Source organism: Mycetocola manganoxydans, from assembly GCF_003667545.1.
Lineage (GTDB): Bacteria > Actinomycetota > Actinomycetes > Actinomycetales > Microbacteriaceae > Mycetocola_A > Mycetocola_A manganoxydans.
On sequence record NZ_RCUV01000003.1, the window covers coordinates 309,395 to 322,253 of the forward strand.

The window sequence follows — 12,859 nt, forward strand, 5'->3', positions numbered from 1 at the left end:
CCGTTCGCTCGATCGGTCCGAAAAGCTCGTTCGCAGCACGCGCGAGTCGCCCTCTCGGACAGATCGAATCGCGGAACCACCCTTTCGGACCGTTCGAAATGCGAGGCGTCACCCAGGAACGCGACAAGGCCGCCACCGCACGATGCGGAGACGGCCCCTCGCGACCTGCTTACGCTGCCAATTGCGCCTCGACGGTGTTCGACGTGACGAGCAACTCGTCACCGACCACCGAGACCTCGATGGACGAGCCGGCGGCGAGTTCGCTGTCGACCATGAGCCCGGCGATCCGGTCGTCGACCTCGCGCTGGATCACCCGGCGCAACGGACGGGCTCCGTACTCGGGCTCGTAGCCGCGCGTCGCGATCCAGTCGACAGCGTCGTCGGAGACGGTGAAGTCGACACCCTGCACGCTGAGCCGCGACGCCGTGCGCTCGAGCAGCAGCCGGACGATGTCGTGCAGCTCGGACTGCTCGAGCTTGGAGAACAGCACGACCTCGTCGATCCGGTTGAGGAACTCGGGTCGCATCGCCGCACGCAGCTTGCCCATCACCCGGTCGCGCAACGCCTTCTCGGACCCGAACCCGCTGCCGTCAGCAGAGGGAGCGACGAAACCGAGGGCTCCGCTGCGGCTCGCGAGGAACTCCGAGCCGATGTTCGACGTCATGATGATCACCGTGTTGCGGAAGTCCACCGTCCGCCCCTGCCCGTCGGTGAGCCGGCCGTCGTCGAGCACCTGCAGCAGCAGGTTGAAGACATCCGGGTGCGCCTTCTCGATCTCGTCGAGCAGCACGACCGAATACGGGTTGCGGCGCACACGCTCGGTCAGCTGCCCGGCCTCGTCGTAGCCGACGTATCCCGGAGGGGCACCGACCAGTCGAGAGACCGTGTGCCGCTCACCAAACTCGCTCATGTCGAACCGCAGCATCGCGCTGTCGTCACCGAACAGCGACGACGCGAGCGCCTTCGCGAGCTCGGTCTTGCCGACACCGGTCGGGCCGAGGAAGAGGAAGCTGCCGACGGGGCGGTTCGGGTCGCTCATGCCGGTCCGGTTGCGCCGCACGGCCTTCGCGATCGAGGTGACAGCGTCGTGCTGCCCGATCACGCGCTCGTGCAGCTCCGACTCGAGCAACGCGAGCCGCGAACGGTCGTCCTGCGTGAGCCTCGTGGCCGGGATGCCGGTGGCCCGCGAGATGATCTCGGCGATCTGGGCCTCGTCGACGATGGCGGGAACCGAAGCGGATGCCGCGGCATCCGTCGACTCGGCGGCCTTGATCTGCAGGCCGAGAGCCTCGATCTCGTCCCGGAGCCTCGACGCTTCTTCATAGTGTTCAGCCGCGACGGCTGCGTCCTTCGCCGTTTCGAGGGAGGCGACGTGCTCGCGGATCGCGGTGGTGTCGATTTTCGCGACCGAACGCAGGCGCAGGCGCGCACCGGCCTGGTCGAGCAGGTCGATCGCCTTGTCGGGCAGGAACCGGTCGGTCACATAGCGCGCCGACAGATCCACAGCAGCGCGGAGTGCTTCGTCGGTGTACTCGACGTCGTGGAACTCCTCGTACCGGGGGCGGAGTCCGCGAAGGATCGCCTCAGCATCGTCGACGCTCGGTTCACCGACGGTCACCGGCTGGAAGCGGCGCTCGAGCGCGGCATCCTTCTCGATCCGGCGGTATTCGCGGAGGGTCGTCGCGCCGATGACGTGCAGTTCACCGCGAGCGAGGCGTGGCTTGAGGATGTTGCCGGCGTCCATGCCGCCGCTCTCACCCCCACCTCCTGCGCCGACGACGGTGTGGAGTTCGTCGAGGAACACGATGAGCTCACCCTGGTTCGCCGAGATCTCGTCGAGCAGCTTGGTCAGCCGCTCCTCGAAGTCCCCGCGGTAGCGGGTGCCGCCGACCATCGACGCGAGGTCGAGGGAGACGACGCGCTTGTCGCGCAGCAGGTGCGGGACCTCACCGTCGATGATGGCCTGCGCGAGGCCCTCGACGACAGCGGTCTTACCGACGCCGGCTTCACCGATGAGCACGGGGTTGTTCTTCGTGCGGCGCGACAGGATCTCGATCGTCTGCGCGATCTCGTCGGCCCGGCCGATCACCGGGTCGAGCTTTCCGTCGCGGGCGCGAGCGGTCAGGTCGGTGCCGAACTGGTCGAGCATCGGGGTGTCGGATGCCGTCGGCTGGCCCTGTTCTGAACCAGTCGCCTGGGCGGCACGCGCGGATTCGTATCCCGCCTGCAGCGCCTGCGGTGTCACGCCGAAGCTCGCGAGCAACTGACCGGCGGGCATCTCCTGGTTGACGACGAACGCGAAGAAGAGGTGCTCCGGGTCGATGTAGGTCGATCCGAACGCCCGGGCCACCTGGTACGCCTCCATCAAAGCGCGCTGGGTGGACGAGGTGATCGACGCGGACTGGATCTCGCGGTCCGCCTTCTCCGGCAGCCGTTGCTCGACGGCGTCGGCGAGTTCGCCGGGGTCTGTGCCGAGCGAGCGGAGGGCATCAGCAACCGGCTCCTTCTCGATGAGAACGCGCAACACGTGGAGGGCGTCCACTTCGGAGTGACCGTGTTCGACCGCGAACCGCGCTGCGTGCGCGAGCACCTCCTGGGTGCGGCGGCTCAGCAGCCGGGTGATGTCGATCGTCCGTCCGGACTGCGCAGCGTGCTGCCCCTGCAGGTAACGAGCGAGGAATTCGTCGAACGATTCGCTTCCTGAACCGGTCGGACCGAAGAATGTGGGCATGAATCCTCCTGGAACTTGAGTGCCTTCGACTCAACTCAACGGCAGCACATTAGCCGGTATTCCCACGAGTTTCAAAAACTTGAGCGCGAGTGGCTCAGGTCTACAGGTCCAGGCGGCGGCCGAAGCTCCGGGAGGCGCGAGGCCGCGGGGAGCAGAACGCCTCATCGCCGAGGCGCACGATCTCGTGCGGCTGCAGCCCGGCGGCGGTTCCGTAGTCCTCGAGCGAGGCGAATCCACCACGCTTCGTCCGCTCGGCGATGAGCGCTTTGGCCTTCCTGCGGTCCATTCCACTGAGCCGGGACAGTTCCCGCTGGCTGGCCGTGTTCACATCGACGAGGTCCTCGGGCGAAGCGGATGCCGTCGGCCTGCTCGGAGTCGCTGCCGGGGCTGCGGTACGCGCGGGTGTTTTTGCTGCCGCGGTGGCGCTGGGTGCCGTCCGCCGCGGCGTTCTCGTGCGCCGCGACCGGCCCGACGTGCTGCCAGAGGTCGGGGAATCGAGGTAGTCGTCGCGGTCGGTGCCGGCCGCGCCGAGGAGCTCTTCCGCTTCCTCCGGGATCGCGGCGGCGCGCTGCCGTGGTCCGGAGTGCCGGATTCGTCGGTTCTTCCCGTCCGCGCGCGTTCCGGCGATCGTCAGCCCGTTCTCGCGGCGCGCCCAGAGCAGGGTGAGCCAGGCGGGGTTCGCGATGAGCGCGTGGACGAGGATGACGAGCGAGAGCGTCCCCTGCAGGATGCCGTTCTCCATCGCCCCGAAGACGATCGCGGCGATCCCGTAACCGACGCCGGCGATCCACCACTGTGGCCGCCTGCTGATGCCAGCGATGATCATGAAGCCCAGCCACGCGAGCGCTCCGCTCGGTACCAGGACGAGGAGCAACCACGAGCTTGCGCCGATCAGCCACCGGGTGGTGGGCGCGTTCGACGGCGCTTTCCCGTCTCGGCGTTGCGCGTTGGACATGGGGTTCCTTAGGCCTCGGCGCGCACGTTGAGCACCATGGTGACGGTGTCGTCTGCTTCGCGGGTCTCGGAGACGAGGTCGAAGCCGGAGCTGTCGGCGCGGGAGCGGATCTTCTCGGCGACGGCCTGCTGGACCATCGCGGCGTACTCGCCGTCGAGCCGCTGAAGCAGATCCGCGGCGGTCGCTTCGGTCACCGTGTGGCCGTCGGTGCTTTCGACGTGTGCTTCCCACACGTCGTCGTCGGTGAGCGTCATCGTGAGTAGAACGCCGTCCACCTCCGCCGTCACGCGAGTCGCTGACACCGTGATGTCCGACGCGCCGAGGTTCGTCAAGGCGCGGGCGAGGAGGGTGCTGTCTTTCATCCGGGTACGCACTCGGAGCGACGGCGCCGGGGCGGAGCTCGTGTCTGATTTCGCCATCGTCGCGGCGCCGATCGCACCGACACCTCCGGCAGCGGCCGCTGCCGCGAGCGCAATGGGGAGAAGGACAAGGGTTACGCTCATGCGCGTCTCGCTTTCGGGGAGGGCCGGTCCTGTCGGGGACCGAGGTCGTGCAGAAGATTTTCGAGGGCGGCGTCGTCGGCCCAGCCGTTGACGTCGACCCGGCCGTCGGGGTGGATGCGGATCTCGAGCCGGTCGAGGCCACCGCCGTTCTCGATCCGGGCGACCTCGTCGGCGTACGCCGGGGTCAGCGCGCGGATGCCCTGATTGGTCGATCCGAGCCACGGCCGCACCGGGTCCGGTCGATCCCGGAGGTAGGGTCCGTCGATGAGCAGGTCCGTCGCGGCGAGAAGCCGGGCGATGTCGGAGCGGTCCGCCGACCACTCGGTGAGCAGCTCGAGCGGATAACCGGTGAACGTCATCACGGTGAGACCGGCGTCGCGGAACGCCTCGGCGATCGTGGCGAGCGCGGCCGCCTGATCGAATGGTTCGCCGCCGAGAAGGGTGATTCCCTCGACGCCGGCGCCGACGGCATCCGTCACGAATCGCTCGGCCAGCGAGGCGGTCTCGTCGACCAGCCCGCCGATCGACGTCCAGAGGTGAGGGTTGAAGCAACCGGGGCACCGCACGCTGCAGCCCTGCACCCAGAGCGCCGATCGCAGCCCGGGCCCTTCGGCGGCGGTCGCCGGCAGGAACCGCGACCAGCGCAGTTCGGTCCCCGGGCGCTCCGCCGGCTGGACGGTGCCGAGCGTGCTCGGCGGGGAGAGCAGGGTCATCGCGCGTCGTCCCAGTTGCGCGTCGTGATCTCGGCTTCGACGGCCGATTGAGAGTAGGCGTCGGTGAACGACGAGTCGGTCGTCTTGGCTTCGAGCAGGTCCTCGAGCACCGAGATGTAATCGAGGCATTCGCTGCCGTACATCCCGATCGTTTCAGCGTGCACGGTGCCGTCTGGCCGCACCTGGACGATGAGCTGTTTGTCTGCCATGACCTGTCCTTCTGGTTTCGTCTGTCGGAGAAGCGGATGCCGCGGGGCGGCTAGAAGTCGACGGTGCGTCCGCCGCGGTGGCTGGAGAGGCCGGAGCTCGTTGCCCCGATCGCCCCGGCCAGGTCGACAGCGTCTTCGTCGGCGTCGATGTCTTCGCGTCCGGTGGCTCGGACGGCGCGGACTTCGGCCCATTCGCGGATCGCCTGTACCTCCTCCGCTTGCGTCACGGCAAGCGGGATCATGTTGGTGATGGCTGTCTCGAGGTCATCCAGGGTGGCCGGGCGGCGTTCGGCGAACGCTTCGTACAGGGCGACGATGACGGCCTGTTCGATCTCGGCGCCGGAGTAGTTCTCACTCACGTCGACGAGCCTCTCGATACCGGCCGGGTCGATGCTGCTGAGCCCGTTACCGGCCGTCGCGTTCGATGCCAGCTGGATCGACCAGATCGCCCGGCGCTCGACGGCGGTCGGCAGGTCGACGAAGAAGATCTCGTCGAAGCGGCCCTTGCGCATGAACTCCGGCGGAAGCGAGTCGATGTTGTTCGCCGTCGCGACGACGAACACCGGATGCTTCTTCTCCTGCATCCAGGTGAGGAAATAGCCGAAGACGCGAGCGGTGGTGCCCGAGTCGCCCGTGCCTGTCGTGTTCGAGAAACCCTTTTCGATTTCATCGACCCAGAGGATGCACGGCGCGACCGCTTCGGCGGTGGCGAGCGCCGTGCGGAGGTTCTGCTCCGACGAACCGACGAGGCCGGAGAAGATCCGGCCGATGTCGAGCCGCAGCAGCGGCAGACCCCATGATGCTGCCATCGCCTTCGCGGTGAGCGACTTTCCACAACCGGGAACGCCCGTGATGAGCACGCCCTTCGGCGCCGGGAGCCCGAACTGCTCGGCTTCAGCGAGCCAGGATCCGTCTCGGCGGGAGAGCCAGCGTTTGAGGTTATTGAGGCCGCCGACCGAGTCGAGGTCGAGGGCTTTGGTCACGAAGTCGAGCACTCCGGACTTGCTCACGATCTGGCGTTTCTCGTCCAGAACGATGGTGATGTCGCTCGGGGTGAGTTTGCCGTCGTCGACCATCGCGCGGGCGAACGCGTTCTCTGCTTCCGACATGGTCAGGCCGCGGGCGGCCTGCACGAGGTTCTCCAGGTCCTTCGCCTCAGCGGTGACCTTGATCCGTCCGCCACCGGAGGCGTTGTTCTCGATCATCGTGTCGAGCATGGCGCGGAGTTCGTCGGTGTCCGGCAGGGGGAACTCGACGACGTGGCTGAGCTTGTCCAGCTCGGGCGGGATGCATCGGACGGGGGCCGTCACGATGAGCGCTCGCGCGGCATCCCCGTGTCGAAGTTCGAGGACGGTCTCGCGCACCTTGCGGATGATGACCGGGTCGCCTGGGCGCTGGTCCGAGCCGAAGTAGGCGTGCAGGTCGCAGAACACGAACACGGCGTTGTCGGGGATACCGACGATGTGGTCGAGGGCGCGCGCCGGTGTCGACGTGTTGCCGACGGCTTTGGCGTCGGGGCCGATGAGCCCGGTCGCCGAGGTCCAGGTCCAGACGTCGCGGGGGCGGCGGAGCGCTCCGGCGGCGGTGCGGATCGCCTCCTGCACCCGGACCTCCTCGCTCGTCTCGATGTAGAGCAGCGGCAGGCGGGCTTTGAAGGCCTGGTCGAGCGTGTCGATGAAACTCATTCGCGTGGCGTTCCTCTCGTGGGGCGGGATGCCGTCGTGTCGGGTGCCGGCTGGGCGGGGAGCGCTGCCGGGGTGGGAGTCGGATCAGGGGAGGCGGGGTCCGGGGTCGGCTCCACCGGAGCATCCGTCGCCAGTTCGTCGATATCGATCGTCCACGCCCCGTTTTCGGCGTCGGATTCGATGGTGAAGTAGACGCCCCCGTCGGCCGGCTGCCAGGACAGGCGTTCGTTGACGTCACCGGACTCGATGATCGGGCGGTCGGATTCACCGCCGGCGGTCTGGATGGTGACGTAGAACAGTCCGTCGCCCTTGTGCTGGAACCGGGCGCTGACGGCGTCGCCGCGGTAGACCAGGAAGGCGTCGCCCTTGCCGCCGACGATTCCGTCGGTGATCTCCTCGACCTCGGTCTTCTCCAGGGTGAGGGACCAGTCTCCGTCTGCCTCGACCCAGAGCTCGAGGACGCCGTTGCCGGGGAGGACGGGGACTCGGTCGTCCATCCGGATGTAGCTGATGAGGTCCGGCCACTCCCGGTCGGCGTCGGGGTCGTTGGCGTCGTCGACGTTGGAGGCCGAGAGGACGATCCGGTCGTCCTCGGTGGAGCCTGGGCCGAGCGACGCGATGTACGGGTCCTGCTGGTGTTCCTCGAGCGGGATCCGGATCACGCCGTTACCTGTGCCGGACCACGTGTCGCCGTCCCGATCCTCGAACACGGTGGGATCGGCCTCACGCCACGGGTACTCGGCCTCACCGAGAATGCCGAAGCCGTTGTCGCCGATGCCGACGTTGAGGTAGGTGTTGTAGGCGATACCGGCGAGGATCAGGGCACCGACAACCCAGACAACAGCGGAGAACGAACGGATGCGCTGGCGGGCGCCGCTCGACGCAGTGATCTCCCCCGAACTCACGTTGCCATTCCTCCCCGCGTGCGCTGCACAGAAACCCAGACTAGTGGGAGCTGGCGCGGATCCGCGGGAGTTGGGATGGGCACCGCTCCCCATCCGCGGCGCTGCTGTCCGCGCCTTTTCACCGACTGCGGTCGGGATCACCCGGCGTGCCGAGTGAATTCGTCCGCAACGAGTGAAATCGCGGGGACGCGAGCCGCACGTGCCTCAGTCGATCGGCAGCAGCGTGGCGCGCTTTGCCGCACGTCCGTCGCCGGAGGAACGCCCGGTGACCCTGCGCCCGATCCACGGCAGCACGAACTCGCGGTAGTACGCGGCGGTGTTCCGGGAGCGGGGCCCGCCGACGGCATCCGCGACCTCCTCAACACCCCACTCTTCGGGCACGGGAACTCCGAGCGCTGTGAGCACGTTCGACGCCACCCGGGCGTGGCCGAGAGCGTTCAGGTGCAGCTTGTCGACCGACCAGTAGCGGATGTCCGTGAGCGTCTCGTCTGCCCAGTTGTTGACGAGCGTGACGGGAGTGTCGCGGAGTGCGGTGAGGACGGCATCCGCCAGCAGGTCACCGCGTCTCTGCATCAGCCCGCCCATCGGCAGGTGGCGGGACGGGTTGGCGCCGGCGAGCACGACCATGTGCAGTCCGTCGAGCTGAAGGGCGCGGCCGACGAGCTTCACCGTCTCGTCGACGACCCAGCTGATGGTGACGCGGGGGCGCATGATGTCGTTGCCGCCGCCGTTGAAGGTCATCAGGTCGGGGTTGAGTGCGAGGGCCGGCTCGAGCTGCTCGGTGATGATCGGGCCGAGTTTGCGGCCACGGATCGCGAGGTTGGCGTACCCGATCGGCTCGTCAGCGGCGGCCTGCAACCCCAGGGCGACGAAGTCGGCCCAACCGCGAACGCGGCCGTCGGGCAGTTCATCGCCGACGCCTTCGGTGAAGCTGTCGCCGAGGGCAACGTAGCGGGAGAAGGGTGCGCTCATGTGATGGGTACTCCGAAACTGTGCGGCCCCCACCGGATGTGCCGGGCCGCTTCTCCATTATCGTCGGCGCTCCGGATGCTCCGTCTCCCGTTGACGGGGACGGCGCGGACAGGTCAGCCGCCGGCCGCGATCCGCTCGAGCTCCGGGCCCAGTCCGATGTCGACGACGACGAGCCGGCCGACGTATTCGGCGGCGGGCGCCAGCAGCAGCCCGGTCTTGCAGGCACCGAACGTGACCGTGACATCCGCAGGCAGAACGGTCGGGTCCGGCACACTGCCGTCGTCCGGATGGACTCCGCTCGGCAGGTCGACGGCGACCACGATCGGCGGATGCTCTCCCGCCAGCACGGGAAGGATCGCCGCGACGATCTCGCGCGCCCTCCCCCGCAACGCCGGGCTGAAACTCGTTCCGGTTCCGAGGATGCCGTCGACGATCACGTCGGATTCGCGCGCGACGGATGCCACGGCATCCGTCGCGGAGTCGGCCGACAGCATCCGTGCGCCCGCGTCGACCGCGGCGTCGCGACCGGCGTCGTGGAGGCGATCGGAGGTGGGCAGCACGGTGACGGCGATGCCGAGGCCGGCGAGTTCGGCGGCGGCGAAGAGCGCGTCGCCGCCGTTGTTGCCTGGACCGGCGAGAACGAGAACCCGTGCGGTTTCGTCGGCGGGAAGAACCAGCCGGATCTCCCGGGCCAAAGCGGCGGCGGCACGCGCCATGAGCGGCACTCCCGCATCGAGGAGCGGCTGTTCGGCGGCGCGAACCTCCGCGGCGGTGTACGTCTCCATCATGCGATGCCGAGGATGTCGCGCCAGTTTTCTGGCACCCGGTCCGCCGGCCCCGGCGACGGCTGACTCTCCGGGCGGCTCGTCGGTTCGGCGAGCCTGGGTCCGAAGAACGTCTTCTGCTCGGGATAACTCCAGAACCAGTTCTCCCCCGGTTCGAAGCTCTGCATGATCGGATGCCCTGTCTCGGTGAAGTGCGCGGTCGCATGTTTGGAGGGCGACGTGTCGCAGCATCCGATGTGGGCACACAGCGCGCACCGGCGCAGGTGCACCCACCAACCCGAAATCGCTTCGCAGTCGGGGCAGACGGTGCCGACGGGTGCGACGCTCGGGTCGATTCCGTCACGGCCGTCGTTGTCGGTCATGGTTCCCCCTCCCGATGGGAAGGAGCATACTCCCGGCGGCCCGCAGGCGAAACGGCGGGTTAGAGTCGGGCGTACTTCGCGCGGGCGAAGCAGTACACGCCGTACGCCATGAGTCCGAGTGCAACGACGGTGAGGATCACCGGTCCGAGCGGCAGCTCGACGAGCGACTTGAGTGCGCCGTCGAGACCGGTCGCTTCGCTGGGGTCCGAGGTGAGGGCGGCGACGCCGAACAGGATCCCGACGACCGAGATCGCGATGCCCTTGGCGATGTAGCCGACCCGGCCGAGGGTGGCGATCGTGCGGCCGGTCTTGCCGTCTGGGGCGGAAATGTCCTGCAGGAACTTCTTCTTCGCGCCCTTGACGATGAAGTAGACGCCGACGGCGAGCACGCCGAGACCGAGGATCACCACGAGAAACACACCACCGGGTGATGAAAGCAGTGTCGCGGTGATGCCCTGCGTCTGGCCGGAACTGTCGCTTCCACTGCCCATCGCAACGCTGGCCGCGGAGAACCCGATCGCGAGATAGGCGACCGCTTTGCCGCCTTCCTTGGCACGATCGGCCCAGGCGTCCTTGTCGGTGCCCTGAACGAGGAACGCTTCGAGCACCTGGAACAAGCCGAGTGCGAAGAGCCCGATAGCGACGACCCAGAGAAGGAACACTCCGCCCGGGCTCGACGCGAGTCCGCTCAACGCACCGCCCTGGTCGGCTTCGCCGCCCGATCCGAAGGCGACGCCGAGTGCGATCCCGCCGATGAGCAGGTGCAGCAGACCGTTGACCGCGAACCCGGTGCGGGCGGCGAGCTGGAAGGCACGGTTGTCCTGCAACCGGGAGGCAGCGGACCGGGCGGACGCCGTGGACGACGAGGAAGAAGAGTGGGACATGGCTTTCACCCTAGGCGGGTTGGCGGCTACCTCCCTGCCCCTTGCGATCCGCGCAACTCGTCAGATTCGCGTCAGCCCTCACGAAGGAACGCCAGCGCGGCCTGCCGGAAGTCTTTCGACGTCGGGGCGTTGAAGTGGTTCCGGCCCGGGATCTCGAAGAACGTCCCGTTCGGCGCGGATTCGGCGAGAGTGCGCGACTTCTCGAGGATGGAGTCCTCGGTCCCTGTGGCGAAAAGCACCGGTTGCCGTGGTGGATTTTCCGGGTCGGGCTGCGCTCCCCCGCGCATCCCCTCGACGAGCGAGATCAGGGCTGGGAGGTCATTGCCCGGGATGCCGCCGGCCATCGTCACGTAAGCGGCGGTCAGTTTGTCGGTGGGCGGCACTCCGGTCTCGATGCTTGCCCATGCTTCGTCGACCCGGAACCGGGTCAGCGGGTCACCGTCCGGGATGCCGCCGAGCACGGCTCGCGTGATCCGGCCCGGCAGGTCGAGACAGGCCTGCCAGCCGACCCGGGCCCCGAGCGAGTACCCGACGAACAATGCCTCGTCGATGAGGAACGTGTCGAGCACATCGAGAAGATCATCGACGAGAAGCGGCATCGTGTACGCATCCGGTGTGTGCGGTTTCCCGCTCGCACCGTGCCCGCGCTGGTCGATCGCGAGAACCCGGTAGCCGGCACGGCTGAGCACGCGGGTCCAGCCGGCGAGGTGCCAGTTGAGCAGGGCGCCGGAGGCGAAGCCGTGCACGAGCACGACCGGTTGCCCGGCCGGGTCACCGAACTCGTAGGTCGCGATCCGGATGTTGTCCTTCGCCAGCACGAACCGGGGGTCTGGTGATTCTGGCAGCACGGGCATGGTCCCCATTATTGCGGCAACGACGAGAACGGATGCCGTCGCGCACGCGGGCGCACAGCATCCGTTCTTCGGAATCGGGTCCGAACGAGAGCGCCCGCTGCAGGTGGCGCTCCCGCACGGACGGGTCAGCGGCGGTGGTCGGCGCCGCGCGCTCTCGACTTCGAGGTGGACGTCGAGTCCGACGTCGACGAGGAACCGGGCTTCTGTGATTCACCTTCGGTCTCGCGCAGTTCGCGGCCGCTGTCGATGTCGTCCTGTTCCTTCTGCTGCTTCTTCTCGCTCGCCTTCGTGTCTCGCGGCGGGAGCTGCAGCGAGTCCTCGGCTTCGATACCGCCCTGCAGCTGGCGTCCGCGTTCCATTTCGGCGTCGAATTCGGCGCCGAACAGGAGCGACAGGTTCATGATCCAGATCCACAGCAGCATGATGATGACGCCGGCGATGCTGCCGTAGGTCTTCTGGTAGTTGCCGAAGTTGGCGACGTAGAAGAAGAACGCGACGGTCGCGATCGCCATGACGAGAAGGGCGATGAACGCGCCGAGCGTCATCCAGCGGAACTTCGGCTGCTTCACGTTCGGCGTGCCGTAGTAGAGCACCGCAACCATCACGATGGCGAGCAGAGCGATGACGGGCCACTTGGCGATGTTCCACACCGTCAGCGCGACTTCGCCGAGGCCGATGGCGCCACCGATGGTTTCCGCGACCGGCCCGGAGAGGATCAGGAGCAGCACGATCACGACAGCGATGATGAGCAGGATGACCGTGATGAGCAGAACGGTCGGGCGCAGCTTCCAGAACGGACGCCCCTCGTCGACTTCGTAGATCTGGTTCATCGCCTGGCTGAAGGCGTTCACGTAGCCGGACGCCGACCAGATCGCACCGAGCAGACCGACGACGAGAGCGAATCCGGCACCCGGTGCGCTTGCGAGCTGTTCGATCGGCTGGCGCAGGGTCTCGGCGGTCGACTGGTCGGCGACGCTCTCGATGACCTGCATCAGCATCTGGGTGGTCTCTTCCGCTTCGCCGAACAGTCCGATGATCGAGAGCAGCGCGAGCAACGCCGGGAAGATGGCGAGCACCGCGTAGTACGTCAGAGCGGCAGCGAGGGTGGTGCACTTGTCGCGGCCGAATTCCCGCAGGGTGCGTTTGAGCACGTACCCCCACGACGGTTTCTTCACATCGGTCGGGTCGTCCGGTTTGCGGGAGTCGTTGGGGTCCGGAGCGTTCCGGTCCTTCGCCACGCTGTCCTCGCGGCCCTTGTCAGCGGTGTTCTGTCGGGTAGCCATGATCGCCCTCGCCTTTTT

The 12,859-nt window shown here is 67.7% G+C and carries 13 protein-coding genes; all 13 read right to left on the minus strand.

The window, feature by feature from the left end; genetic code table 11:
• Positions 1–169 precede the first annotated feature (169 nt).
• Entirely contained in the window at positions 170–2,731 is a 2,562-nt protein-coding gene (locus D9V29_RS03750; protein WP_121671980.1) for an ATP-dependent Clp protease ATP-binding subunit, read from the minus strand.
• 100 nt (positions 2,732–2,831) lie between these two features.
• Positions 2,832–3,686, minus strand: a complete 855-nt coding sequence (locus tag D9V29_RS03755) for a ComEA family DNA-binding protein (protein ID WP_121671981.1) — start codon at positions 3,684–3,686, stop codon at positions 2,832–2,834.
• Between the two features lie 8 nt (positions 3,687–3,694).
• Positions 3,695–4,189 carry a hypothetical protein gene (locus D9V29_RS03760; protein WP_121671982.1) on the minus strand — a complete coding sequence of 165 codons (495 nt, stop codon included), beginning with the start codon at positions 4,187–4,189 and terminating at the stop codon, positions 3,695–3,697.
• A complete protein-coding gene (locus D9V29_RS03765; protein WP_121671983.1) occupies positions 4,186–4,902 on the minus strand; it encodes a 4Fe-4S single cluster domain-containing protein in 717 nt (238 codons plus the stop codon). The genes D9V29_RS03760 and D9V29_RS03765 overlap by 4 nt, the downstream gene beginning before the upstream one ends.
• The gene (locus D9V29_RS03770) at positions 4,899–5,111 is read right to left on the minus strand and encodes a DUF2997 domain-containing protein (protein ID WP_121671984.1); all 213 of its coding nucleotides are present in this window, start codon (positions 5,109–5,111) and stop codon (positions 4,899–4,901) included. Before D9V29_RS03770 ends, D9V29_RS03765 begins: the two co-directional genes overlap by 4 nt.
• A 50-nt stretch (positions 5,112–5,161) precedes the next feature.
• The gene (locus tag D9V29_RS03775; protein WP_121671985.1) at positions 5,162–6,796 is read right to left on the minus strand and encodes a Ycf46 family AAA ATPase; all 1,635 of its coding nucleotides are present in this window, start codon (positions 6,794–6,796) and stop codon (positions 5,162–5,164) included.
• A complete protein-coding gene (locus tag D9V29_RS03780) occupies positions 6,793–7,701 on the minus strand; it encodes a hypothetical protein (RefSeq protein ID WP_121671986.1) in 909 nt (302 codons plus the stop codon). Before D9V29_RS03780 ends, D9V29_RS03775 begins: the two co-directional genes overlap by 4 nt.
• Before the next feature lie 204 nt (positions 7,702–7,905).
• Positions 7,906–8,673 (minus strand): SGNH/GDSL hydrolase family protein, encoded by a 768-nt coding sequence (locus D9V29_RS03785; protein WP_121671987.1) that lies wholly within the window; start codon positions 8,671–8,673, stop codon positions 7,906–7,908.
• Positions 8,674–8,786: 113 nt separating this feature from the next.
• Positions 8,787–9,461, minus strand: coding sequence for an NAD(P)H-hydrate epimerase (locus D9V29_RS03790; protein WP_121671988.1), 675 nt, complete (start codon positions 9,459–9,461; stop codon positions 8,787–8,789).
• Positions 9,458–9,820 carry a UBP-type zinc finger domain-containing protein gene (locus tag D9V29_RS03795; protein ID WP_121671989.1) on the minus strand — a complete coding sequence of 121 codons (363 nt, stop codon included), beginning with the start codon at positions 9,818–9,820 and terminating at the stop codon, positions 9,458–9,460. The genes D9V29_RS03790 and D9V29_RS03795 overlap by 4 nt, the downstream gene beginning before the upstream one ends.
• A gap of 59 nt (positions 9,821–9,879) precedes the next feature.
• The gene (locus D9V29_RS03800; protein ID WP_121671990.1) at positions 9,880–10,704 is read right to left on the minus strand and encodes a DUF1206 domain-containing protein; all 825 of its coding nucleotides are present in this window, start codon (positions 10,702–10,704) and stop codon (positions 9,880–9,882) included.
• A gap of 71 nt (positions 10,705–10,775) precedes the next feature.
• Positions 10,776–11,558: an alpha/beta fold hydrolase gene (locus D9V29_RS03805; RefSeq protein ID WP_121671991.1), complete on the minus strand. Its 783-nt coding sequence runs from the start codon at positions 11,556–11,558 to the stop codon at positions 10,776–10,778.
• A gap of 125 nt (positions 11,559–11,683) precedes the next feature.
• Entirely contained in the window at positions 11,684–12,841 is a 1,158-nt protein-coding gene (locus D9V29_RS03810; protein ID WP_121671992.1) for a YihY/virulence factor BrkB family protein, read from the minus strand.
• Positions 12,842–12,859: the final 18 nt, after the last annotated feature.

What these genes read in the sequence shown, in the direction of transcription:
- D9V29_RS03775 (WP_121671985.1), bottom strand. Translation starts at nt 6,796, where the DNA reads ATGAGTTTCATCGACACGCTCGACCAGGCCTTCAAAGCCCGCCTGCCG.
- D9V29_RS03810 (WP_121671992.1), bottom strand. Translation starts at nt 12,841, where the DNA reads ATGGCTACCCGACAGAACACCGCTGACAAGGGCCGCGAGGACAGCGTG.
- D9V29_RS03790 (WP_121671988.1), bottom strand. Translation starts at nt 9,461, where the DNA reads ATGATGGAGACGTACACCGCCGCGGAGGTTCGCGCCGCCGAACAGCCG.
- D9V29_RS03755 (WP_121671981.1), bottom strand. Translation starts at nt 3,686, where the DNA reads ATGTCCAACGCGCAACGCCGAGACGGGAAAGCGCCGTCGAACGCGCCC.
- D9V29_RS03770 (WP_121671984.1), bottom strand. Translation starts at nt 5,111, where the DNA reads ATGGCAGACAAACAGCTCATCGTCCAGGTGCGGCCAGACGGCACCGTG.
- D9V29_RS03805 (WP_121671991.1), bottom strand. Translation starts at nt 11,558, where the DNA reads ATGCCCGTGCTGCCAGAATCACCAGACCCCCGGTTCGTGCTGGCGAAG.
- D9V29_RS03800 (WP_121671990.1), bottom strand. Translation starts at nt 10,704, where the DNA reads ATGTCCCACTCTTCTTCCTCGTCGTCCACGGCGTCCGCCCGGTCCGCT.
- D9V29_RS03795 (WP_121671989.1), bottom strand. Translation starts at nt 9,820, where the DNA reads ATGACCGACAACGACGGCCGTGACGGAATCGACCCGAGCGTCGCACCC.
- D9V29_RS03760 (WP_121671982.1), bottom strand. Translation starts at nt 4,189, where the DNA reads ATGAGCGTAACCCTTGTCCTTCTCCCCATTGCGCTCGCGGCAGCGGCC.
- D9V29_RS03765 (WP_121671983.1), bottom strand. Translation starts at nt 4,902, where the DNA reads ATGACCCTGCTCTCCCCGCCGAGCACGCTCGGCACCGTCCAGCCGGCG.
- D9V29_RS03750 (WP_121671980.1), bottom strand. Translation starts at nt 2,731, where the DNA reads ATGCCCACATTCTTCGGTCCGACCGGTTCAGGAAGCGAATCGTTCGAC.
- D9V29_RS03785 (WP_121671987.1), bottom strand. Translation starts at nt 8,673, where the DNA reads ATGAGCGCACCCTTCTCCCGCTACGTTGCCCTCGGCGACAGCTTCACC.